The organism is Paenibacillus rhizovicinus, from assembly GCF_010365285.1.
Taxonomy (GTDB): Bacteria; Bacillota; Bacilli; order Paenibacillales; family Paenibacillaceae; genus Paenibacillus_Z; species Paenibacillus_Z rhizovicinus.
The window spans coordinates 1209005-1233153 of the sequence record NZ_CP048286.1; the positions used below are offsets into that span (position 1 = coordinate 1209005).

Genomic DNA, 24149 nt, shown 5'->3' on the forward strand with positions numbered 1-24149 from the left:
ATTACCGCTCACCCACAACCAATACCTCCGCCACCAGCTCGATGCCGTATCGTTCCGAAATGGTCCGCTGTATGGTCTTCATTAGGGTGAGGACATCTTCAGCTGTCGCTTGCCCGGTGTTGACAATGAAATTGGCGTGCTGCGTGGAGACTTGTGCGCCACCTTGTCGCATACCCTTTAACCCGGCTTCTTGAATCAGCCTTGCGGCATGATCGTTCGGCGGATTGCGAAATACGCTTCCTGCGCTTGCCTGCTTTAGCGGCTGGGTGTCGAGTCTCCGTTGTTTATACCCGGCTAACACAGCCGAGATTTCATTCCGGTCTCCTTCTACCAGCTCGAATACGGCGCCTGTCACGATGCCCGGTCTTTCGTGGAGGCAGGTATGACGATACGAAAACGACATCTCCTCTGCCCCGAAGCGAACCAATTCCCCTGTTTCCAGCACAATGTCAGCTGATTTGAATATACGTGACACATCAGATCCGTGCGCGCCTGCGTTCATATAGACGGCACCGCCTACCGAACCGGGAATTCCCCCCGCGAATTCCAAGCCCGACAATCCCCGCTTGCTTGCCATGATCGCAAGCTTGATGAAGGAATATGCGGCCCCAGCATGAATGAGGTTGCCATCGAATCGCACATAATCGAATCCTTCGCCCGGTTGAATGACGATGCCCCGGATTCCTTTGTCGCTGACAAGCATGTTGGAACCGCGTCCAAGATTGGTCCATTGCAGCTCGTGTTTGCGCAGCAACCGGACGACCGATACCAGCTGGTCTTGGTTCTGCGGGATGATTAGCACATCCGCAGGCCCTCCGATTTTCCACGTCGTATACGCTGCAAGCGGTTCGTTATACAAGACGCTTCCTGCGTCGATTTCACGTAATTCCGCTAAAAACTGTTCCATCCGTCGTACCTCCTTCTGCTGCAAGCGATTGAAACCTCCAGGCGTTCGTCCTTTCCTCCGAGAAGCTCGATTCCCAGCTCTTCGGCATGCGCCCCGCGCTGCCTGAAGCCAGGTTATAAGCCCGCCGGATGACGGTCACGATTATGCAGTATACTATGCCTTCCCGCGCAGGAGTGTGACAATCGCCTATTTGACAGGCACGGGCTACTTCCCCGTCAGCTTCTTCAGTTCGCCGACGATCAGCGCTGCCGAATTCGGCATGCCGAGCCCCCGTGCTGCCTCGCCCATTTTCGTGTGGACGTCCTTCTTCATCATGATGCGGCTAATTCGTTCGAACAGCGCCGCACCGTTCAATTCGCGTTCGCGGATCATTTCCGCCGCCCCCGCATCCGCCAAGCTTCGGGCATTCGCCTCCTGATGGTTGTTCGTCACGTTCGGTGACGGAATCAGGATGGATGGAATGCCGAGTGCCGTAATCTCCGCCAGGGAAGACGCGCCGGACCTTCCGACGACCAGCTGCGAAGCAGCCAGCACTTCCGGCATGCGATGCAGGTACGGCAGCACTTTCAGCGTGGACGGAAGCCGCGGCTGCGCAGCCTTGATCCGTTCCATCGTCTGCTCGTAATAGCTTTCGCCGGTTACAAACACAAAATGGACGTCTGGCAGCCGCCCGAGGAGCGGTACCATGTCCACCATCACGTCGTTTATCGCTTTTGCCCCCCGGCTTCCGCCGACCAGCAGGACGATCCGGCTGCCCGACGGAATGCCCAGATGGGTGAAACCTTCTTGTTTATCGGCACGCACGACGTTCGTCGCGCAAGGATTTCCGGTATAAATCGTACTCTTCGACCGCTTGAATTGCGATAACGCTTCTTCGAAGCTGACCGCGACGCTGTCCGCATAGCGCGACAGGAATTGATTCGTTAAGCCTGCGATCGCATTCTGTTCGTGAATCAGCGTCGGAATGCCCAGCTTGGCAGCCGCGTACAACACGGGGCCGCATACATAACCGCCGGTACCAACCACCGCATCGGGCTTGAAACCGCGAAGCAGTTCTTTGGAGCGGCGAACGCCTTTCAGGAAACGCATGACCGTACGAACATTATCATAAGACAGCTTCCGCTTGAAGCCGGAAATTTCTACAGCCTCGAAGGCAATGCCTTGAGCGGGAACGATGCGGCTCTCCAGCCCTTTCGGGGAGCCGATGTAAAGCAGGGACGAACCCGGCTCCTCCTCCATGACCTGCTTGCCGATCGCAAGGGCAGGATAGATGTGGCCGCCGGTTCCGCCGCCCGACAACACGATACGCATAGGGAAACTCACCTCGAATAACGGGATATATTAAGCAAAATGCCAAGCGCGGTCAGCAGCAGGGTCAGTGAAGAGCCTCCGTAGCTGACAAGCGGCAGCGTGATGCCCGTTACGGGAAGCATGCCGATGACGACGCCGATATTGATAAACACTTGGACGGCTACGATGCCGATTATGCCGACCGCCAGCAGGCTGCCGAATGTATCGGGCGCTGCGATCGCGGTTCGCATGCCGCGCCATAATAGAATGCCGAATAGTAATATAATCGCTGCCCCGCCGATAAAACCGAGTTCTTCGGATAGAATCGAGAAAATAAAATCGGTCTGCGGCTCCGGCAAGTAATTGAATTTCTGGCGGCTCATGCCGAGCCCAAGGCCGACAAGACCTCCGGGTCCGATCGCATAGAGCGATTGAATCGATTGATACCCCGCGCCAAGCGGATCGGCCCACGGATCGAGGAAGGCCGTAATCCGCTGCAGCCTGTACGGCGCGGCGGCAATGAGACCGACGAGTCCGGCGACGCCGACGAGCGCAAGCGACCCCAGGTGGCGAAGACGGGCACCCGCCGTATAAATGATGAGCAGCGAAGCGCCGATCATGACCGCTCCCGTGCCCAGATCCGGCTGCAGCATGATCAGGCCGAACGCCAGCCCCAGGATGCCAAGCGGCGGAAGAAGGCCTTTCACGAACTGGGTCACGGCTTGCTGCTTCTCGGATAACAATTTGGCCAGGAAAATGACCATCGCCAGCTTCATGAACTCTGACGGCTGAATGCCGAAGGAGCTGATGCCGAGCCAGCTTCGCGCGCCGCCGCGTACGACCCCGACGCCGGGAACCAGCACGATCAGCAGCATCCCGAAACAAACGAGCAGGCCGAATTTCGCCCACTTCTTCCAAATCCAATAGTCCGCGTTCATCGTGGCGATCATCGCCCCGATCCCAAGCGCGGCGAACAGCACTTGACGTTTCACATAGTAGAACTTGTCCCCAAAATCATGAAACGCCAGTACGGCGCTGGCGCTGTACACCATGACGAGACCGATGGCGAGAATGAGCAGGATCGCGATAATCATCCACATGTCCGGGGCGGACCTGGCTTTGGCCATAAAGCGAACACCTCTTGCAAGCTGAAGTAGGGACAAGCCCCCTACTTACAAGTTATGCGCCGATTGCTTAAAAATGCTCCCCCGCGTCTCATAGGATTTAAACATATCCCAGCTTGCGCAGGCCGGCGACAGCAGAACGATGTCACCCGGTTCAGCGAGGCTTGCCGCTTCTTGAACCGCAAGGCGGAGGGTGCTCTCGGCATCCTCTTCAGGTTCGACGATTTTGATAGCCGTTAAACCTGCCAGCTCCGCTACCGACGCGATCTTGCCGCGCGTCTCGCCGAGCGCGACGACGGCTTTCACCTGGTCGCGGAAATGCGGCAGCAGCTCCATGTAATCCGACCCGCGGTCCAGCCCGCCCGCGATCAGCACGATCCGCGGCGCGAAGGAACGCAGCGCGATGATCGTCGCCGTCGAATTGGTCGCTTTGGAATTGTTATAGTACGCTACGCCATTGCGATCGCAGACGTATTCAAGCCGGTGCTCTACGCCGCGGAATTGCCGCAGCGGCTCAAGCAGCGACCCTGCGGACGCACCAGCAGCCAGGCATGCCGCGATGGCTGCCAGTGCGTTCGCTGTATTGTGGCGGCCCGGAAGGCCGAGTTCTGCGACGCCGATGATCTCGCGCTCGCCGCCCTCCCGGTCACGCCAGACAATCCGCCGTTCGGCGTCGCCGACCGGCTCGGTAAGGTCTACCGGATACGGCGGCGTGACGCATAAGCCGTACGTCAGATCTTGCGTCGTCGAGAACGGAATGACGCGCGCTTGCAGCTTGCCCGAATGCATCAAATCCCGGCATGCAGGGTCGTCTGCATTCAGCACGGCCGTATCTTCCGGCGTTTGATTAGCGAAAAGCTTGGCTTTGGACGCGCTGTAATCTTCCATGCCGCCATGGTAGTCCAGATGCGTTTCCACGATGTTGAGCAGAAGCGCAATGCGCGGCCGGAAATCCGTCGTGCCTTTCAGCTGGAAGCTGCTGAGCTCCGCGACGATCCAATTGTCCGGTTCCGCGACTTGCGCCGCCTCGCATAACGGCGTGCCGATATTGCCCGCCACAATGGGCTTCAGCCCGGCGGCTTCCAGCATTTCGCCGATCCAAGTTGTCGTCGTCGTCTTGCCGTTGGAACCCGTGATGCCGATGATCGGCGCCGGCGATATCAGACAAGCAACCTCGACTTCCGTCACCACTTCGATGCCTTGCTCGATGGCTTGTTTCACCGGCGGCGAAGAATACGGGATGCCCGGATTTTTGACGACCAGCGCCGTATCCGGCCCGATCAAGTCTTCCGGATGACTGCCGCAAATAACAGAAACGCCCAAAGCGTCCAGCTCGTCCGCTTCGGGAGATAATTGGCGATCCTTCATATCGTTGACGGTGACCTTCGCGCCGAGCTTATGGAACAGCTTTGCGACGCTGACCCCGCTTCTGGCTAAACCTAGTACGATAACCTTCTGATCCTTGTATAAGGATGGGTGATTCATGTTTTCACTCCTTTGTCATACCTCTTGGAGAGGGAAGTGAGGGCGTTGCCCTCAGCGCTCCCTTAATTTTATTTCATATTATTTTCATAAATCTGAGGGACATGACATCCCCCTAAATCTGAGGAGCATCCCCCTAAATCCCCCTTGGAAAGGGGGACCCCGAGGGTTCCACCCTCTGGACACCTGGATGGTGTAACGTTGGCGTTACAGAGACGCTCCTGCACGAGTACGGCGGAGGGCTCGATGTCCCTTGCGGGACAGACTTTACGTTTGGTGTGCCTGACAGGAGCTTAACTCAAAGACTTAAGACTATCCCCCTTGGAAAGGGGGACCCCGAGGGTTCCACCCTCTGGACACCTGGATGGTGTAACGTTGGTGTTACAGAGGCGCTCCTGCCCAAGTGCGACGTAGGGCTCGATGTCCCTTCCGGGACAGACTTTACTTTTGGTGCGCCTGACAGAAACTTATCACTAAAACTTAAGACTATCCCCCTTGGAAAGGGGGACCCCGAGGGTTCCACCCTCTGGACACCTGGATGGTGGAACGTTGGTATTACAGAGACGCTCCTGCTCAGGTGCTGCCGTAGGCTCGATGTCCCTTGCGGGACAGACTTTAACGCCTGTGTTACCTGTTGTGACTGCGTCCTGACGAACGTTTGGGCCTCAGAGGCGCTTAGATTGCTGCTTCATACGGGTTGCCCGCTTTGTCCCTTACGGGACACGCTCCCATATTGGCGAGCTGAGGTTAGTTGTCGGCAGCTGCGTTGACTTGTTCCTTGGCGGAACTTAGTACTACCTGTTATGACTTCGTCTTGACGTTCGATTGGCCCACAGAGGCGCTTAGTCTGCTGCGTCTTGCGGGTTGCCCGCTTTGTCCCTAACGGAACACACTCTCATGTTGGCGAGCTGAAGTTGGTTGTCGGCAGCTGCGCTGCCTTGTTCCTTGACGGAGCTTTAAAAAAACGGTGATAGAAAGTGACCGGAGGTCGGTAGGAAGTCGGAAAAGCGTCAGCGTTCGCCTTTGTAGTCAGATTTCAACCTAAACTCACTTATATAATCAAAGAAATCTGAACTACAACAGCGATTGGAGACTCCTACCGACCGCAGGTCACGCCCCCCATCACCCATCACCCATCATTCACACGTTACCGGCCCAAGTACACGCCGATCGCCGCGAACACGATACCGACGCACCAGAAGACGGTTACGACCTTCCATTCGCCCCACCCGGACAGCTCGAAGTGATGATGGATCGGGCTCATTTTGAAGATACGCTTGCCTCTGAGCTTGAACGAGCCGACTTGCAGAATAACCGAGAGCATTTCCAGTACGAAGACGCCACCGATGATGATAAGCAATAATTCCGTTTTGGTTAAGATCGCGACGGCCGCCATGCCGCCGCCGATTCCGAGCGACCCCGAGTCGCCCATGAATACCTTCGCCGGATGCGCGTTGAATACCAGGAAGCCGAGCAGCGCGCCGATCATCGTTGCTGAGAAGACGGCCGACTCATGTTCGCTCGCATGAAGCGCGAGAATCGTGAACGCCGTGAAAGCGACGGCGCCTGTCCCGCCCAGCAAGCCGTCCACGCCGTCCGTGAAGTTGACCGCGTTGGACGTGGCGAACAGCATGATGACGATGAACGGATAGTAGAACCAGCCGAAATCGATCTCCGTCGACGTGCCCGGGATCCCGATGGTCGTGCTGTGATGCATATGATGAAGCAGTACGCAAATAATGACCGAGAACAACAGCTGTCCGAACAGCTTCTGCGACGCCGTCAAGCCGAGCGAGCGCTTGAAAGCGATTTTGATATAATCATCGAGAAAACCGACTAGACCGAAGCCGAGGCACGCGATGAGCAGCACCCAGAACTCGTTCGTTTTGTCCGAAAATTTCAAGAAGGCCAGCAGCACCGCGAGCAAAATAATAATGCCGCCCATCGTCGGCGTGCCGGTTTTCTTCAAGTGGCTCTGAGGGCCGTCGGTGCGAATCGTCTGACCGAACTTCAAACGTCTCAGCAACGGGATGAACAAAGGTCCGAATAAGACCGCAAGCATAAAGGAAGCTCCGATTGACAGAAGAATGACCTTAACGTCCATATCTATTTTTCACCCCTACCCACGCTGCAACGCATGGACGACTTCTTCCATACGCATGCCGCGCGATCCTTTCACCAGTACGAGATCCTCCGGCTGAAGCTGCGCCAGAAGCCATTCCGCTAATTGTTGTTTGTCTTCGAAGGCGCGAACGCGCTCCTCCAGGCCGGCTGCCGCAAACTGCTTCGCGGCCGCCGCTGCCGTGTGCTGCGACATGGCGCCGAATGTCAGCACGGCATCCGCTTTGGAAGGCGTGATGTAAGCGCCGATTTCGCCATGCATCTCGTTCTCCTGCGGTCCAAGCTCCAGCATGTCGCCGAGCACCAGCCATTTGTGCCGATAGCCCTGCAGGCCGTCGACAACGTCGATCGCGGCGCGGACTGAAGTCGGACTCGCATTATAGGCGTCGTTCAGCACCATGGCACCGTTATGGGCCATGCTCGGTTCGATGCGCATGCTCGTCAATTTCAGCTGCTCGAAGCCTTTACGAATGACGTCAGCCGGCACGCCGAGCTTCTTCGCCGCAGCGATCGCTGCCAGCGCGTTCGACACGTTATGCCTGCCTGCGACAGGAAGCAAGACGCGCTGCAGCTCCGCATCGCCCTTCACGTCGAACATGGACGATGTCGCATCCACGGAGATGTTATCGGCTACCCAGCGGCTTCCGTCTTGAAGACCGAAGGTCTGCACGTCCACGCCATCTGGCAGCTGCACGGAACGAACCCCTTCATGCAGAAGCGGCTCGTCACCGTTCATGAGCAGCAATCCGCCTGGTCGCAGACCTGCGACGATCTCCAGCTTAGCCTTCGCGATTCCGGCGCGGGAACCAAGCTGCAGCATATGCGAGTCGCCGATGTTCGTAATGATTGCGACGTCCGGTTTGGCAAGCCGGGTCAGAAAATCGATCTCGCCGAACTCGCTCATGCCCATTTCCAGCACGACGGCATCGACGGTCTCATCCAGCTCGAGCACCGTCAGCGGCAGACCGATATGATTGTTCAGGTTGCCCTCCGTCTTATGTACGCGGAACGAACCCGACAATAACGCCGCCACCATATCCTTCGTCGTCGTCTTGCCGTTGCTGCCGGTTACGCCGACCACACGCAATTCGAGTCCGTCCCGGTAATTCGCCGCAAGCTGCTGCAGCGCCTCGACGGTGTCGTCAACGAGGATAAGCGGCGCATCCGACAGGACGTCCGGCACCGCTACGCTCCGCTGCCACAGCGCCCCGCCGGCGCCGGCAGTCAGCGCATCCGCGACAAAATCATGTCCGTCCACCCGTTCGCCCAGAATCGGCACGAACAGCTGTCCGTTCTTCAATGTTCGGGTATTAATAGAGACGCCGATTATTTCGGCGCCGCCGTTATCGTTCAGCATCGTGCCGCCGCATAGGGCGGCAATGGCGTTTAATGGTCGTTTGATCACAATGAAAGACTCCTTATCGCTTCTTTGGCCACTTCCCGGTCGTCAAAATCGCTTTTGACGCCGCATATATCCTGGTAGGTTTCATGGCCCTTCCCCGCAATTAATACTACATCGTCACGGCTCGCCATTTCAACCGCTTTTTGAATCGCGGCGCGGCGATCTGCGAGCAGCTCGTAACGGTCCTTCGCGACGCCGTCCTGCAGCAGGCCCGCCTCCACGTCGGCTAGTATCCGGAGCGGATCCTCCGTGCGCGGATTGTCGGAGGTAATGAGGCTGTAATCGGCATAACGCGCCGATATGCTGCCCATCAGCGGACGCTTCGTCCGGTCGCGGTCGCCGCCGCAGCCGAAGACGCAGATGACCCGGCCAACGGCGAATTCCTTGACGGCTTTCAGCACGTTCTCCAACCCGTCCGGCGTATGCGCGTAATCGACGATGACCGCGAACGGCTGACCTGCGTTTACCGCTTCCACACGTCCGGGCACGCCGGGCAGCGCTTCGAGACTTCCTTTGATCTGTTGAATCGCTATGCCTTCGATGAGCGCTGCGCTGATCGCGCCGAGCGCATTGTAGACATTGTATTTGCCCGCCATCTTCAGCGTAATGTCGGCAGACCCCGCGAACGTATCCACGCGGAATGCCGTTCCATGCGCCGTTATCCGCACATTCGAGGCGCGAACGTCGGCATCGCGATCCACGCCGTACGTAATCACTTCCGCCACCGTGGCGCCAGCATAGCCCTGGGATACGGGATCGTCGGCATTCAACACCGCGAACAGCCGATCCTTGGGAGCAGCAGCGAATTCGTTGCCTAGCCGGCTGAAGAGCAATTCTTTGACGGCGGCGTAACGCTCCATGGTTGCATGATAGTCCAGATGATCCTGCGTCAGGTTCGTGAAGATGGCCGTCCGGTACCGGCAGCCTTTCACCCGGCCTTGCTCCAATGCATGCGACGACACTTCCATGACGCAGTAATCCGCGCCCGCTTCCGTCATCGCTTGCAAGGAACGCTGCAGCTCCAGCGCATCCGGCGTCGTGCCCGACATCGGCAGCGCTTGGCCGCCGTACCGCATTTCCACAGTTCCGATAACGCCCGGCGAATAGCCGGCATCCCGTAAAATCCGTTCGATTAAATAGGTCGTCGTCGTCTTGCCGTTCGTGCCCGTCACCCCGATCAGCCTCAATCGGCGGCTTGGCTGTCCGTAAAAATAATCCGCAATGACGGCCAGCGCGTGACGGCTGTCCTTGACGATGATTTGCGGTACCGTAGGCGGAATATCCGGCAGCTGCCGTTCGGCGACGATGGCTGCCGCCCCGTTTGCAACGGCCCCGGCGGCATAATGATGCCCGTCGGTTTTAAAGCCGCTTATGCATATGAATAGATCTCCCGCTCCGGCTTTCCGGGAATCGACCTCGATCCCGGTAATTTCCGTTTCCCCTTCTCCGACAAGGACAGCCGTAAGCAGCAGTGAAGCCAACTGTTCCACCCGCATCGCAATGGTCCCCTCCCATGAGCAGATCAGGCTGTGCGAGCCGCCGAAGCGGCGGCAGGCACTATGCGCAGCCTACGCCAACTATCGAATCTCACTACTCATTATAGTCAGGGTTTTTCGCTTTCATCATCGTCTTTCGCTAAATATATGCGGATGGTTGACCCTCTGTCGACGCGCGTCCCGGCCGCCGGCGACTGTCGGATGACGGTATCGCCGCTGCCCGCGGAACTCAGGTTGAAGTTCATGTTCAGATCTTCATAGATATCGGAAACGGTTTTGCCGACGAGATTCGGGACGGTTACGATCGGCGTCTCGCCGTATTTGTAATCCTTGTTGATTTGCTTCGTGCTCGGCTGCACGCCCAGATGAGGAAGGGCGTCGGCCATGATATTGCGGACGATCGGCGCTGCAACGACGCCCCCGAATTGAATGCCCTGCGGGTTGTCGACCGCAACGTAAACGACGATCTTCGGATTGTCCGCCGGCGCGAAGCCAACGAACGAAACGATATGCTCGTTCGGCGAATAACGGCCGTTGACGACCTTCTGGGCGGTACCTGTCTTGCCGCCGACGCGGTAGCCGTCGATGAACGCGTTGCGTCCCGTTCCTTTCGCGACGACGGTTTCCAGTGCATTGCGGACCTCCGCGCTCGTTTTATCGGAGATGACGTTGCGGACGACTTCCGGCTGGACCGTGCTGACCGCTTCGCCCGTTTCCGGATTGATCCATTCCTTCGCTACATGGGGCTTATAAAGCGTACCCCCGTTGATCGCTGCTGAAACAGCCGTAATCTGTTGAATCGGCGTCACGGATACGCCTTGACCGAACGCCGTCGTAGCTAATTCGACCGGGCCGACCTGGCTCATTTTGAACATGATGCCGTTCTCTTCGCCGCCAAGATCGATGCCCGTTTTCTTGCCGAAGCCGAAGTTTTTAATATACTCGAAAAGCTTGTCTTTGCCAAGCCGGTTGCCTAGGGCGACGAAGCCGGGATTGCAGGAGTTTTGCACGACTTCAAGGAAGGTTTGGCTGCCATGGCCGCCCTTCTTCCAACAGCGCAGACGCGCGCCGCCGATCTCTACCGCGCCGGGATCGAAGAAATGATCCTGCGTCAGATTCACCTTGCCTTCCTCCAATGCCGCTGCCAGCGTAATAATCTTGAACGTGGAACCTGGCTCGTAGGTCATCCAGATCGGCAGGTTGCGGTTATAGATTTGCGGGTCGACTTCCTTGTACTTCGCGGGATCGTAAGACGGCCTGCTGGCCATGCCCAAAATCTCGCCGTTATTGGGATCCATCGCGATTGCAATGATATCGTCAGCCTGAAACTTGACCATCGCCTGGTCGAGCTCGCGCTCCATGATCGTCTGGATCTGTTTGTCGATCGTCAGCTCCAGGTTCAGTCCGTCCTTCGGCGCCGAATACGTATCGGATGCCCCCGGCATGCGGTCGCCCTTGGCGTCCGATAGAAAAGAAACGTTGCCGTTGATGCCTTGCAGCAGATCATCGTATTTGGCTTCGATGCCGGTCAGACCTTGATTGTCCACGCCGGTAAAGCCAAGCACATGGGAGGCAAAGCTGCCGAGCGGGTAGTACCGCTTGTTGTCTTCCGCGACAACGACGCCTTCCAGATTCAAATCTTTGATTTCCTGCGCCTTCTCCGTCGTGATCTTGCGACCGCCCGGCTTGATGTAGACGATCAGCTGTTTCTGCGTGATCATCTTGAACACGGAATCTTCCGTCATGCCGAGAACGGCGGCAAGCTTGGCCGCAGTAGCCTGTTTATCCTTGACTTGAGCCGGAATCGCCATAATTGTCGGAGAACTAATATTATACGCAAGCAAGCTGCCGTTTCTGTCCATGATCTCGCCGCGCTTGGCGGCAAACGGAATTTCCCTGCGCCAGGAATCTTCCGCTTTGGCTGCGAGTTCTTCGCCTTTCCACAACTGCACATAGCCCAGCCTGCCTGCCAAAAACGTGAATGCAAGAACGCCAATGAGAAGCGCCGTGAACAACCGGCGCCTAATCGTTACGCTGGAAACCTTCATCTGTCATCCCTCCGAAAAGGCTCGTGAAACGGGAACGTTCGTCCAACCGTTTCCTAATCCAAGCCTATTCGCAAAGAAAGAGGGATAGAACAAGCTATCCCCCCGGGAGAACCGGCTATCGCCGTCCTTATACCTGCTTTTTGCCGCTGATCGTTCAACGCTGATTTGCGCGCTTAAATCGACGATGGCTGTCTATGATTGTCTATGACTGTCTATATGGCTGCCTATATGACTGTCGATATGACTGCCTAATTCTTTGAACTGCTTCCTGAACTTCCTGCGCTTCCCGTGCCGCCCGCGCTATCGCCGTCGCCGTCCTCGGCATTCTTGTCGGACTGCCGCAGCATTTCTTCGTCAGGCGGCGCCAGATTGAGCGTCAGCACGGCATTGCCGTTCAGCTTCGCCGGCGTCTGCGACTTGACGAAGCCTTCACCGCTCGCGATGCAGCGGAGCTGCAGGTTCGCGCATATTTGCATCGCGTCGCGAAGCGGCAAGCCGCTCATGTTCGGCGTCGTCAGCTTGCTCTGTTCCTGCGTCAGCAAGTAGACCTTCTGGTCCTGCCCGACGGCAGAGCCCGCTTTCGGAATTTGCTTCAACACCGAGCTGCCCGTGCCGACGACGACATACCCCAGCTTCTTGCTGTCCAAACTTTTCTTCGCCTCTGCCAGCGTCTGCTTCGCCACGTCCGGAACCGCGACGGTCAGTTCCTTCGCAGGGCCGTCTTCCGAAACGTCGTCGGTTGTCGTCCGGATGGGCTGAACGTCGAGATGACGAAGGCTCTGCAGCATGATCTGCTTGAAGATCGGCGCGACCGCCGAGCCCCCGGAAGCAAGCCGGTCGTTCGGTTCGTCCATGACGATATAGAGGACGACCTTCGGATTGCCGACCGGCGCAAAGCCGATGAACGAGAGCACGTATTTGCCGTCGGCATACTTATTGCTGCCCGGAATAACCTTCTGTGCAGTACCTGTCTTTCCGGCTACGCGATAACCCTCAATATAGGCATTCTTGCCGGAACCGACCTTCTGGTCAGATACGACCTGCTCCAAATATTCGTCGACCTGGTCGGCCGTCTTCTCGGTGATGGTTTGACGCACAAGCTGCGGCTTCGTAACAACCGACGTCTTCGTTACCGGATCGTCGATTTCTTTGACCAGATGCGGTACGAGCAGCTTGCCTCCGTTCGCAACGGCAGCGACGGCGGCGACCTGCTGGATCGGCGTTACCTGCACCTTGCCTTGACCGAACGCGGCGGTCGCATACTCGGACGGATAATGAGGGTCGACCCTGCCGGCCACTTCGCCGGGCAATTCAATGCCGGTCTTCTTGCCGAAGCCAAAGTCGTTGATGTAGCTCATCAGCTTGTCGGGACCCAGTCCCTCATAGCCCAGTTTGACGAAAGCCACGTTACTGGATCGTTTCAAGCCTTCCAGGAACGTGATCGTTCCCCAATTCTGATGGATATCGTGGATCGTATAACCGGGCACCCTGATCGAACCCGACTTGTACTGATCATTGGGCTTGAAAATATTTTCCTGAACCGCGCCCGCCAGCGTCACGATCTTGAACGTCGAGCCCGGCTCGTACAGTGCCTTGATGGCATTATCGTAGAAGTTGCCCGGCGGCACCGTCCAGTACGAATTGGGATTGAACGTCGGCAAGCTGGCCATCCCTAGAATCTCCATCGTTTGCGGATCGGCGGCAATCGCCGTAATGCTCTTCGGCTGATACTTGTCGTTCGCCTCTTTAAGCGCGTCTTCGATATAATGCTGAATGTCGACGTCGATCGTCAGCTTGACGTTCTTCCCGTCAACCGAAGGCTTGATGTCCACGTTGCCGTTATCGATAATGATGCCGTTGCCGTCCCGCTCGTACTTGATCTGCCCTTCCGTGCCGCGCAGCTGGCTGTCCAGCGATGCTTCCAGCCCCATGACCGCGTTCCCTTCCTTGTCTTCGTAGCCAAGAACGTGGGAAGCAAGCGAGCCTTTCGGATAGAACCGTTTCTTCTCGTCGATTAAATAGATGCCGACGTCCTTTTGCTTCGCTTGTTCAATCAATTGCTCGCGGAACTTGACGATCCGATCCGCGACTGCCTTATCGATCTTCCAGCCGCCTTTGTGCAGCTCGCGCTGCTTGTAGAACGTCCCGTTATCCTGTTTTGCTTCCACAACGCCCCGAACGTAGTCTTGCGTCACGCCGAGCACCGAGCTCAGCTTATTGACGATGACGTCCTCGAGCTTCAAATCGTGTATGATCTGCGGATTGACGGCAACCGAATATGCAGTAACATCCATCGCCAGCACATTGCCGTCGCGGTCCGATATCGTGCCTCGCACGGGAATGAGCTTATCCGACCTCGCCCAGACCTCTTTCGCTTTCTCCGTCCAGAAATCCGCCTTGACGACCTGCACCCAATAGATGCGGCCGACGAGGAAAAGAAAAAGGAGGGTAATAACCCCTCCGACCAGCAGCGTGCGTAGTTTTATTCGTTTTGTCATTGTCTTCACCTAATCCTTGCTTGCAACCGGCGTCTTGTCAGCTGACGCAGGCACCGTGACTTTATTTTTCTCGTCACCCATCACCATGTCCAACTCTTCGGCTTTCTTCTTGATCGTAGCCGGATCGTTCGCCACTTCTCTCTGCGAGGTCAAATCGGCGATTTGCTCTTCCAGCCTAGCCTGCTTGGCGGTCAACGTCGAAATTTGCTGCTCCATCTGATAGATTTGCGCATAACGGAAAATAATTACCCCCGCTACGACGACGCATACAAGAATCGTGAAGAGGTACAACAGCTTCTCCTGCATGGGGATCGACTTGCGCTTGGTCACGATTTTCTTCGTCTCGCGATAAGAAGGTTTCTGCTCCGGCTTACGCTTCGGCTGCATGGCGAGATTTCCATTTATATAGGCCATTAGCGATTCCTCTCTCTCCTCATGCTTCATGTTTCATTGCTCTATGTGTCCATTCATGATTGACTAGTCTACGTTACAGCTTCTCCGCGACGCGCAGCTTGGCAGAACGCGCCCTCGGATTCTGTTCCAATTCCGCTTCGCTCGGCACGATCGGCTTGCGGGTCACCAGCTTCAGCTTCCCGTTTCCTCCGCCGCAGACGCACATCGGAAAATCAGGGGGACAGGTGCATTTTTCAACAAATTTCGCAAACAGCTGCTTGCAAATGCGGTCCTCCAGCGAGTGGAACGTAATGACCGACGCTCTTCCGCCCGGGTTAAGCACGTCGACCGTCTGCGCAAGTCCCGCTTCCTCCGCGCCCAGTTCGTCGTTTACCGCAATGCGCAGCGCTTGAAATGTCCGCTTCGCGGGATGAGGTCCCGTCCTTCTAGCTGCCGCCGGAATGGCGGATTTGATAATTTCGACCAGCTCGCCGGTCGTCTCGATCGATGCCTTCTCCCTGGCCGCAATCAGCTTGCGGGCAATGGATCTGGCGAACTTCTCTTCGCCGTAATTCGTTATGATGCGGGAAATTTCCCGTTCGTCCCAAGTGTTCACGATATCGTTCGCCGTCAGCATGCCGTCTTGATCCATCCGCATGTCGAGCGGAGCATCATGATTGTAGCTGAATCCTCGTTCTCCTTCGTCAAGCTGCGGGCTCGAAACGCCGAGGTCGAACAGGACGCCGTCTACGCCGTCGATGTTCAGTTCGCGCAGCACTTTCGCCAAGTAGCGAAAATTGCTTTTCACGAGTGTGACGCGATCCATATAAGCCGCCAATCTTATTCTTGCGTTGTCTAGCGCCCAATCGTCCTGATCCAGCGCGATAAGACGTCCGCCGGGTCCAAGCCGCGAAGCGATGAGCTCGCTATGACCGGCTCCTCCCAAGGTGCAATCCACATAAATGCCATCCGGTTTAATCGCAAGTCCGTCAACCGCTTCTTCCTTGAGCACCGTTATATGTTGAAACATGATGTTATCCTCCCGGCTCTAAGGTAGCCGCCGTTCTCGTTGAACCTTTCACCCGAGAATCGGCTAAAAATTAAAATCAAAATCCACAAGCTTCTCCGCGATCTCGTTGAACGTTTCTTCGGACTGTTTGAAGTAGCTCTCCCAAATCGGTTTGCTCCAAATTTCCACCCGGTTCGAAACGCCGAGCACGACGCAATCCCGCTCCAGCTTGGCATATTCGCAGAGCGTATTCGGTAAGTTTACCCTTCCCTGTTTGTCCAGCTCACATTCCGTGGCACCGGAGAAGAAGAAACGCGAAAACGCCCGCGCATCAGACTTCATCATCGGCAGCGACTTCAGCTTCTGCTCCAGCTGGCTCCACTCGCCGACAGGGTAAACGAACAAACAGTTATCAAGTCCTCGGGTGACGACGAAGTGCTCGCCAAGCTGTTCGCGAAATTTAACGGGGATAATGATGCGGCCTTTGTCATCGATGCTATGTTGAAATTCGCCCATGAACATTGACCGCTCCACCTCTCCCCCTATTTCCACCACTTCGCCCCACTTTTCACCACTAGGGTTCAAGTATTCGCCACCGAGAAACTATTTCCTGCTTGACTTCCACGATTTCCCCAAAATAATTTAGGGGATTAATCTTGTTACAAATTTGAAACCTTTTCCTGTATTGGATCGTGTAAACTGAAGTCGGCAGAAAATGTGCGGGTTTCACTCATCGCTCTACCGGAATGATGCGTGCGGCCGGTCCGCAACGATTTCGCCAAGAATACTGAACCATCCAGGGGGCCTGCCCATGAACGGCACTACCGCCTTGCACGATAGATTCACCCTGCTCCGAAACGAAGAGCAATACTGCTATCAGGTGGCGCACTATGTGCTTGGCAATGACAGCGATGCAGCAGCCGCAAGCGAGCAGGCGCTGCTCGCGCTGGCGCGTGATCCGCAATTCATGACCGCCGCAGCCGAGGAGCGCCGGAGCATGGCGAAGAAGGCGTCCATCGCCTGCGCCATGCGGCGCGCCGGCGAGCGCTGCGCCGCGGACAAGCAAAAAGAGCTGCATCCCCGTGTCGCGAACGACTAGAGATTCAGCTCTTTGCTTGAAGATCGATTTCTATTCTTATTTATTGGCTTCCCCGCCATCCGACGTCTCTTCGTCGTCGGCTGCCGCCGCAGCCGTAGTCGGTTCGCCCGCTATTGGAGCCGGCAGCTTCGGCACCGGGGTCCTGCGCTCCAAGATCCGCTTTCGATTGACGTTCCGATAGAACGCATAAACCGGAATGCCGATTACCGCAAGCACCGCCAACACCGGCAAAGCGCCGGCAATTACGACGATCAAGCCTTTCAAGAACGCATACATAACCTCCGTGCTGCTGCTTGCGGCATCCGAAATGCGATGCCCCAAATCCTGCTTCGCAACGCTGGCCGGCTCGACGGCTTTCAACGTCTCATATACTCGGAGATCGATGGTCGAGAAAGCGACGTTATTGTCCAAATACCGGATTCTGCCTTTGATTTGCTCGATTTCCGTCTGAACGTCCCCGAGCTGGCTCGAAATTTGCAGCAGATCTGCTGTTTTCGTCGCTTTCGCCATGAAGTCGAGGAGTCGCGTTTCGACGACCTGCCGCGCTTTCAGACGCGCCTGCAGATCCACGTATTCTTCCGTAACGTCTGTCCCTTTCGCGCTGCTCTGATAGCTCACATGATCGATTTTCTCCAAGCCGTTCAAGAACCCGTCGAAACCGGATGCCGGTATCTTGATCGTGTAGGTGCCGCCTCGTTCAGCCGCCGTCTTCTGATCGGCGAAATTAAGCAGATAGCCGCCGGAGAGATGGATGAGATCGCGAAGCGCCGTCTGCGCTTCATCATACGCTTTTACTTCCATCGTTACGTTGCCTCTGTAGACGATCTTGCGATCGAAGCCTTGGTCGGCGATATCCGCAGCTGGCGAGTAAGCCGCCCCTGTCGCGGCTTCGGCCGATCCTTGCGGCACTGCCGCATTGGCCCCGTCCGACTTGGCTTCATCCGCGCTGGACGACTGGGCGCTGTTCACAAGCGCGGCTGGAGCGTTAGCCGTGGCATCGTCCGTCGCTGCCGCCATGGAAGCCGACTCTTTCATCATCGTATTGCTGTTTCCGTTAGCCGTGTCTGCCGCGCCGCCGTCCTTATTGCTGTTTCCCGCCGAACAACCCGACAGCATCCACGCCAACAATAGCATGCCGACGAGCGCCAACCCTGCTTTCTTGCCGTTCCATCGATTCTTTGTCTCTAACCCTTGCATGGAACAACCCCCTATATTTGCTTTTATCGGACTCACTTCTCCTAACGAGATCGGATTTCCAAATGTTGCTTGGCGTCACGAATAAAGCAAAGAAGCCCCTTCATCTCGAAGGGGCTTCCGCGTTTCGCGCATATACGCTCTAATAGTTGAGTGGTGCAGCTGGTGCTCTTACTGTTCAGCTCTTACTGTTCACGGTTTTGTTGGTGCTGTTGGTGCAATTAGTGCTCCTGCCAGCTGTCGAGGTACGACTTCTGTTCTTCCGTCAGCTTGTCGATGCCCGTACCGATTGCTTCCAGCTTATAACGTGCGACCTGTTCATCAAGCTCGTACGGCACGTTGACGACTTTCTTGCCAATGGTATTGTAGTTGTCGTTGACATACTTCAGCGAGACCGCTTGCAGCGCGAATGTCATATCCATAATCTCCGCTGGATGTCCGTCGCCCGCGGCGAGGTTGACGAGACGGCCTTCCGCCAGCAAATAAATGCTGCGTCCGTCTTTCAACTGATATTCTTCGATATTGCGGCGAACGACCCGCTTGCTGGTCGACAATGCTTCCAGCTCCGGTTTGTTTACTTCCACATCGAAGTGACCGGCGTTGGACAGGATCGCGCCGTTCTTCATCACTTCGTAATGCTCGCCGCGAATGACGTCACGGTTGCCGGTTACGGTAACGAAGAAGTCGCCCAGCTTGGCCGCTTCGATCATCGGCAGGACGGTAAAACCGTCCATATGCGCTTCAACGGCGCGGATCGCGTCGATCTCCGTCACGATGACCTGCGCGCCCAGACCTTTGGCGCGCATCGCAACGCCTTTGCCGCACCAGCCGTAGCCGACGACAACGACGGTCTTGCCGGCAACGACCAGATTCGTCGTCCGGTTGATGCCGTCCCATACGGACTGACCCGTGCCATAGCGGTTGTCGAACAAATATTTGCAGTAGGCATCGTTCACGGCGACCATCGGAAAGTTCAGCGCGCCTTCCTTCTCCAAGGCTTTCAGGCGGATAATGCCGGTCGTCGTTTCTTCCGCTCCCCCGCGAATTTGCGCCATCAGATCCGGACGCTCCGAATGAAGAATGGATGCGAAATCCCCGCCGTCGTCGATAATCAGATCCGGCTTCGTTTCCAGCGCCTTGATCATCAGCTCTTTGAATTCCTTCGGCTCCGGATTGTATTTGGCGAAGACGGTAATGCCGTCTTCGACCAATGCCGCGCACACGTCGTCCTGCGTCGACAGCGGATTGCTGCCCGTAATCGTCACTTCTGCGCCGCCGGCTTGAACGACTTTCGCCAGATAAGCGGTTTTCGCTTCCAAATGAAGCGCGATGGCTACTTTCAAGCCTTTGAACGGCTGCTCCTGCTCGAACTGTTCCCGGATGCGGTTCAGAACGGGCATATGCGCAGCTACCCAGTCGATTTTCAAATGGCCTTCCGGCGCAAGCGCCATATCTTGCACGATGCTGTTTTGCTTCGCGTTCACTGTCATAGTGCCACTTCCTCTCGGTTTAAAAATAGATCAAATGATGGCCGCCTGATCTGTCGTACGGCGCATCGAGCAGTTTCTCGAGCCAAGCGGAACCGCTGCGGTTCCAGAAATCCGTCATGTTCAGTACCCGCTCCTGTGGCTGACCGTTCGGCCACAGCGCCAGCGCGACGCCGTCCTGCTGCCGCAAGGCAGCTTCGAAACGCCTCGCATGCGCTTCCTTTGTCCGCTTCTCCAAATACGAGATTTGATCCTGGATTCGGCGAAGATTGTTGGCCGCAAGCGCTTCGAGACCTTTCTCGATGGAAGCGGACATGCCCATAACCGGGTTGTATATCGTCTCGAACTGCGTTCTCGCTTCTTCGAAACGGGACTCGATGTCCAGTTCGTCCCGCTCCTTCAGCCAAGCCGCTCTGTGCGATTCGTAGCGGGTCATGACGTCCGCGAAGGACAGGCCGTATTTATCCATCTGCTTCTCGGTCGCGCCTTCGACGAGCGTATAAGACATCCGAGGAATAATGAGCGGCATTTCCATGCCGAGACAGCGGAAAGCTTCACCCGTCAGCGTCCAGTAGGAGATTTCGCCGTTACCCAGAACGGCGCCGAGCACGGGAAGCAAATAATCCTGCATCAGCGGGCGCGTAAGTACATTGTTGCTGAGCCGCTGCGGCTCCTGCTCCGCAATGCGAAGCAGCTCTTCGCGGGAAATCCGGAACGTTTCCTTGCGATTGCGGAAATCACCGTCTTGCTTGTAAAGCAGCGTCCGCTCGTCTTCCTCGAAGAGGAAGACATTCGCGCAGTTCTCGGCGACATCCGCCGAAGGCTCGTAGCCGAGCTCCCGCAGCGCGCCGGCAGCGCGCATATAGGCCGATTCCAGCTCGTCGTTGCGATGAAGAAGCTGCACGAACATCGGCGCTTCCAGCGCGCGAATGTCGGGATGATCGGAATCGAGCAGCACGAGGCCGTATTTGCCGAACAGCCAGCCCATGGCGAGCGCGAACCAGTCCGATAAATCGTCGCAGCGCGCCGCGAAACCTTCCAGCGTTTCCAGCAGCTCGCGCTTGAAATTCGTATCGGGCAGCGACGCGCTGAGGCGCTTCAGCGAATCCGACAGCTCGGCGCGCTCCAGCTTCGTGCGGCTCACCGATGTCCGTCCTCCTTTCGGACGCGGTACGGCAATGCGGGTCAGCTCGGCCTCCCCGCTGCGAATAAAGGCATGATTCGCCTCATCCCAGTCGTGGTCCTCTCCCGCGATCCAAAACACGGGGACAATCTCCGTTCCCGTCAACCGCGCCGCATCCTTGGCTGCTGCGATCGCCGTAACGGCTTTATGTATAACGAGCAGCGGTCCCGTCCATAGTCCGGCCTGCTGACCGGTGACGACGACCGGCGCGCCTGACCGGATGGCTTCGATATTCGCCATCACCGCAGGGTGATCATTCATTCGTTTATTATACGCCAGCAAAACCTCTGCAAGACGTTCAGGCTCAACACGTTTGTCTGCATGAGCTTTCAGCCAATTCAAGCGTCGGTGCCAATGCGCTTCCTCAGCGGGATGACTGCCGAATAACGCTTCAATCCCGGGGTGGTTTCGCTTTATGTAAGCTTCGGCGATCGGTTGACTGAAAGGCAGCTCGATCTGCACTGTTTTCATCGGGCAGTCTCTACCTTTCTTTCTCCGGTTTACAAGCTAATAATGGAGTGCGGTTTTTTCTCATTTATTGTACACATTGTTTCGGTAACCGTCAAAATAAGAAAAACCTCTATTGAAGCCGATCGATGATGAACGACCGCGTCCAGAGGATGGTTTATATGGAAAACACCCCCCTGTCAAGGAGGGTGAGCGGTCAGGCGTCAGACTGTAAACAAGCTTTTTCCGAGACCGATCATCATCAGGATGATATAGCAGAAGCTCATTAAGAAGAAGCCGAGCCGCCAAATGGCCCGCATAATGCGGGGCATGTTGAGATTTCCTTTTACGCGATACTGGACATTGCCCAGCAGTCCTCCGCCTAGCAGCAGGACCAGCATGATGCCGTACAGCCCGAAGTGGCTGTTGAAAACCCGATTGAACAGCACCGCGACGCAGCCGATCAATAACGCCGTCGTCACGTCCATCGCCATGCGAAACGCTTTCTTGCGATCGCCCGTGAAGGCGGCATAGCCGAAATAAACAAGCAGAAACGGAATGACGGGAAGAACCGCCAAGATGGCGTAGATATGCTTGAAGCTTTCCCAAATCCACTGCATCTCCGTCTCCTCCTCCAGAACGATTAAGAAGTCTAAAGTGCTTCTACCAGCGCTATTACGGCTTCGTTCATTCGCGACGGCATGCCGAGACGCTTGGCCCGTTGGATGATTCCGCCGTTGATCCAGTCGATCTCCGTTACCCGTCCTGCGCGCACGTCCCGCAGCATGGAAGACTCGTTGGCCGCCGTCGCGGCGCATACGCCGAGCAGCCGTTCCCATAAGTCGTCCCCGGATGCCATCCCGGCCGCACGCAGAATCGTCTCGCTTTCGTCATGGAGCGCTCGCATGATTTTCAAGCGGTAGGGGTCCTGAGGCAGCTCGCCGTTCTTGACTTGAAAAATAGCGGTAAGCGGATTAACGACCGCATTAATTAACAACTTTAGGAAAACTTGATCTTTCATCTCTTTCGACAGTTTGGCCTGAATTCCTGCATTAATCAGCGCTTCAAGCAACATTTTTTGCGGTTTAGCATCGTTTTTCTCGTCTTCGCTCCACCCGCCGAACGTCAACAGTCCGGTTCCCGTATGGATAACGGCGCACAAATCCGGCCGAAGCGCCCCTTCCGTCGTAATGGCCGCATATACCGACGCAGCCGGCAGCGCTTCCCGCAGCCGCTCCAAGTGACCGACGCCGTTCTGAAGCGCGAGGATCGACGCCCCCGAGGCAGCCGCTCGCCGCAGGACATGGAATAACGTCTCGTTGACATCCGGCTGCTTCACGGTTAGCAGAATCCAGTCAGCGGCAAACGCGTGCACGCTTTCGCAATCCGCGTACCGGTTCGCGGATTGCGCGGGAATCTTGACAAGCCGTTCGATCCCCGTGACATCTTTATATAGAAGGCCTTCCGACTGCAAGGTCTGCGCCTGCTCGTCCGTTCGCGTTAATAACAGAACGTCTTCCCCCGCCTCGGCAAGCCTTGCCGCGTACAAGAGGCCCAGCGCGCCGGCGCCGACGATCATGATTTTCATGCGCCCACCTCGATTAACGTAATGATGTTATACGGCTATCGTATCAGAAACAAACTAAAAAATCCCGCCGCGCCCTGATAGGTACGGAGAGATTTTAAGTGTGCCGCCGCAAGTAGAGGGCAAGCCGTTTATTCGGAAACTTGTTATTCGATGCGTTCCAGATTGCCGTTGGCGTCCATTTTGAATCTCGGTTTCGCTTCGTCCTCTTCCGTCAAGACGGTAAGGCGGCGGGCGCGGTCCATGATTTGAATGAGCGTTTTATAATCGTCGTTCACGGCACGGTAGTCGGTTTGCGCGTTGTTGACTTCAAGCGACAAGCGCTCGTTGACTTCGCGCAGTTCGTGCAGCTCGTCGTCTTTCTCGCGCAGGTCGCGCTCGAGCGTCTTGATTTGACGATTCAACTCTTGGTACGTACCTTTCCATTGACGCAAAAACCGGATGACGGAATCGATCGACAACGTTTCTTCCGTCAGCGGATCGTTCTTGTATACGCGTTCCTCGGTATCCACGACATGAATGGAGGAAACGTGAGGGGCTGCAGCGTACGTTTGCTTTTTCATATAATTACGTTTCTGGCGCTGCTGCTTCGCGATTTGAATGGCATCCTCGTAGCGTTTGCGAACACAGCTGTTCCAGCGGAATCCGCAGGCCGCCGACGTACGGCCGATCCGCTCTCCTACTTCTTCGAATGCGGCTAGCTGCGTGCTGCCTTCGCGAATGTGCCGCAGCGTGACCTCGGCCAGGATAAGATCGTCATCCGGGCTCCAGGCATCTTGTCTCACTGCTGTCATGCAACCAAAACCTCCCAACATTAGGCGCTTACTTTATCTCTATGCCCTTGGTAGAGTTCATAGAATCTATCGGATACTAATTTGTATATCCATTTTTTTTTAGGCTCATACATGTTTTTTCACAAATTGAAGCAAACTTGTCATATCGCGTGCCGGCAAGGTAAAAAGTTTGCCAATTCGTCACGATTGAAACAGTTTACAGTCGTTACCTGAAACGTTATAATGGGCAATAGAAATCGGGTCTAGACTGACGAGAGGGGGAGAAATCATGGCACGCATGTTCCGAGTGCTCGGGTTTTGGACGCTTGTAATCGCATTGATGGCGTTTGCAGGACATATGAACGAGATGGCACTCTTGTTCTTTATCCAAACCGCTGTATTTGTCCTGTTAGGCTATTTGAACTTTTCCGAAAGAACTTACATGCTGATGTTCTGGGGATACATGTTTATCTCGTTCGTCGGCTTTACGTATTGGACGGTATTTGTAATGGGGAACCCATTCTAAATATACGGACATTCCACTTTCAAAAAATAGCCAAAAGGCTGTTCCTGGAGACAAGCTCTCCGGAACAGCCTTTTTTCGATGGTTC

Annotated in this window: 20 protein-coding genes; 2 read left to right on the forward strand and 18 right to left on the reverse strand. The window is 56.1% G+C overall.

The genetic code is table 11. The features are described from left to right. Position 1: 1 nt before the first annotated feature. The 12 genes from murB to mraZ form a co-directional block, all read right to left on the reverse strand. Positions 2 to 907 carry a UDP-N-acetylmuramate dehydrogenase gene (gene murB / locus GZH47_RS05640; RefSeq protein ID WP_162639102.1) on the reverse strand — a complete coding sequence of 302 codons (906 nt, stop codon included), beginning with the start codon at positions 905 to 907 and terminating at the stop codon, positions 2 to 4. 204 nt (positions 908 to 1111) lie between these two features. Beyond that, positions 1112 to 2218, reverse strand: coding sequence for an undecaprenyldiphospho-muramoylpentapeptide beta-N-acetylglucosaminyltransferase (gene murG, locus GZH47_RS05645; RefSeq protein WP_162639103.1), 1107 nt, complete (start codon positions 2216 to 2218; stop codon positions 1112 to 1114). 8 nt (positions 2219 to 2226) lie between these two features. Next, on the reverse strand, positions 2227 to 3324 hold the full coding sequence (gene spoVE / locus GZH47_RS05650) for a stage V sporulation protein E (protein WP_162639104.1): 1098 nt from the start codon (positions 3322 to 3324) through the stop codon (positions 2227 to 2229). Positions 3325 to 3369: 45 nt separating this feature from the next. After that, positions 3370 to 4806, reverse strand: coding sequence for a UDP-N-acetylmuramoyl-L-alanine--D-glutamate ligase (gene murD, locus GZH47_RS05655; protein ID WP_162639105.1), 1437 nt, complete (start codon positions 4804 to 4806; stop codon positions 3370 to 3372). 1144 nt (positions 4807 to 5950) lie between these two features. Next, a complete protein-coding gene (mraY, locus tag GZH47_RS05660; protein ID WP_162639106.1) occupies positions 5951 to 6907 on the reverse strand; it encodes a phospho-N-acetylmuramoyl-pentapeptide-transferase in 957 nt (318 codons plus the stop codon). Positions 6908 to 6922: 15 nt separating this feature from the next. Then, positions 6923 to 8329 carry a UDP-N-acetylmuramoyl-tripeptide--D-alanyl-D-alanine ligase gene (locus GZH47_RS05665; protein ID WP_162639107.1) on the reverse strand — a complete coding sequence of 469 codons (1407 nt, stop codon included), beginning with the start codon at positions 8327 to 8329 and terminating at the stop codon, positions 6923 to 6925. Continuing rightward, positions 8326 to 9822, reverse strand: a complete 1497-nt coding sequence (locus GZH47_RS05670) for a UDP-N-acetylmuramoyl-L-alanyl-D-glutamate--2,6-diaminopimelate ligase (protein WP_162639108.1) — start codon at positions 9820 to 9822, stop codon at positions 8326 to 8328. The genes GZH47_RS05665 and GZH47_RS05670 overlap by 4 nt, the downstream gene beginning before the upstream one ends. Positions 9823 to 9929: 107 nt before the next feature. Beyond that, a complete protein-coding gene (locus GZH47_RS05675; RefSeq protein ID WP_162639109.1) occupies positions 9930 to 11870 on the reverse strand; it encodes a stage V sporulation protein D in 1941 nt (646 codons plus the stop codon). A 248-nt stretch (positions 11871 to 12118) separates the two neighbouring features. After that, complete coding sequence (locus GZH47_RS05680; RefSeq protein ID WP_162639110.1) at positions 12119 to 14368, reverse strand: penicillin-binding transpeptidase domain-containing protein; 2250 nt, start codon at positions 14366 to 14368, stop codon at positions 12119 to 12121. Positions 14369 to 14377: 9 nt separating this feature from the next. Further along, entirely contained in the window at positions 14378 to 14782 is a 405-nt protein-coding gene (locus GZH47_RS05685) for a septum formation initiator family protein (protein WP_162639111.1), read from the reverse strand. A gap of 73 nt (positions 14783 to 14855) precedes the next feature. Further along, positions 14856 to 15791 (reverse strand): 16S rRNA (cytosine(1402)-N(4))-methyltransferase RsmH, encoded by a 936-nt coding sequence (rsmH, locus tag GZH47_RS05690; protein WP_162639112.1) that lies wholly within the window; start codon positions 15789 to 15791, stop codon positions 14856 to 14858. Between the two features lie 63 nt (positions 15792 to 15854). Further along, the gene (mraZ, locus tag GZH47_RS05695; protein WP_162639113.1) at positions 15855 to 16292 is read right to left on the reverse strand and encodes a division/cell wall cluster transcriptional repressor MraZ; all 438 of its coding nucleotides are present in this window, start codon (positions 16290 to 16292) and stop codon (positions 15855 to 15857) included. A 289-nt stretch (positions 16293 to 16581) separates the two neighbouring features. Here mraZ and GZH47_RS05700 point away from each other — a divergent pair, with 289 nt between their 5' ends. Next, the gene (locus GZH47_RS05700) at positions 16582 to 16869 is read left to right on the forward strand and encodes a hypothetical protein (RefSeq protein ID WP_162639114.1); all 288 of its coding nucleotides are present in this window, start codon (positions 16582 to 16584) and stop codon (positions 16867 to 16869) included. 36 nt (positions 16870 to 16905) lie between these two features. Here the strand turns inward: GZH47_RS05700 and GZH47_RS05705 are convergent, their stop codons facing one another. The 6 genes from GZH47_RS05705 to GZH47_RS05730 form a co-directional block, all read right to left on the reverse strand. Continuing rightward, entirely contained in the window at positions 16906 to 18066 is a 1161-nt protein-coding gene (locus tag GZH47_RS05705) for a DUF4349 domain-containing protein (protein ID WP_162639115.1), read from the reverse strand. 218 nt (positions 18067 to 18284) lie between these two features. Next, on the reverse strand, positions 18285 to 19553 hold the full coding sequence (locus GZH47_RS05710; protein ID WP_162639116.1) for an adenosylhomocysteinase: 1269 nt from the start codon (positions 19551 to 19553) through the stop codon (positions 18285 to 18287). A gap of 19 nt (positions 19554 to 19572) precedes the next feature. After that, positions 19573 to 21204 carry a bacillithiol biosynthesis cysteine-adding enzyme BshC gene (gene bshC / locus GZH47_RS05715; RefSeq protein ID WP_162639117.1) on the reverse strand — a complete coding sequence of 544 codons (1632 nt, stop codon included), beginning with the start codon at positions 21202 to 21204 and terminating at the stop codon, positions 19573 to 19575. Positions 21205 to 21404: 200 nt separating this feature from the next. Then, positions 21405 to 21800: a DUF3397 domain-containing protein gene (locus tag GZH47_RS05720; RefSeq protein ID WP_162639118.1), complete on the reverse strand. Its 396-nt coding sequence runs from the start codon at positions 21798 to 21800 to the stop codon at positions 21405 to 21407. Between the two features lie 32 nt (positions 21801 to 21832). Next, the gene (locus GZH47_RS05725; RefSeq protein ID WP_162639119.1) at positions 21833 to 22768 is read right to left on the reverse strand and encodes a ketopantoate reductase family protein; all 936 of its coding nucleotides are present in this window, start codon (positions 22766 to 22768) and stop codon (positions 21833 to 21835) included. Positions 22769 to 22911: 143 nt separating this feature from the next. Continuing rightward, on the reverse strand, positions 22912 to 23559 hold the full coding sequence (locus GZH47_RS05730) for an RsfA family transcriptional regulator (RefSeq protein WP_162639120.1): 648 nt from the start codon (positions 23557 to 23559) through the stop codon (positions 22912 to 22914). A gap of 268 nt (positions 23560 to 23827) precedes the next feature. On the opposite strand from GZH47_RS05730, the gene GZH47_RS05735 reads away from it, so the two are divergent. Then, positions 23828 to 24064, forward strand: coding sequence for a DUF2626 domain-containing protein (locus tag GZH47_RS05735; RefSeq protein WP_090638377.1), 237 nt, complete (start codon positions 23828 to 23830; stop codon positions 24062 to 24064). The last annotated feature ends 85 nt before the right edge of the window (positions 24065 to 24149 follow it).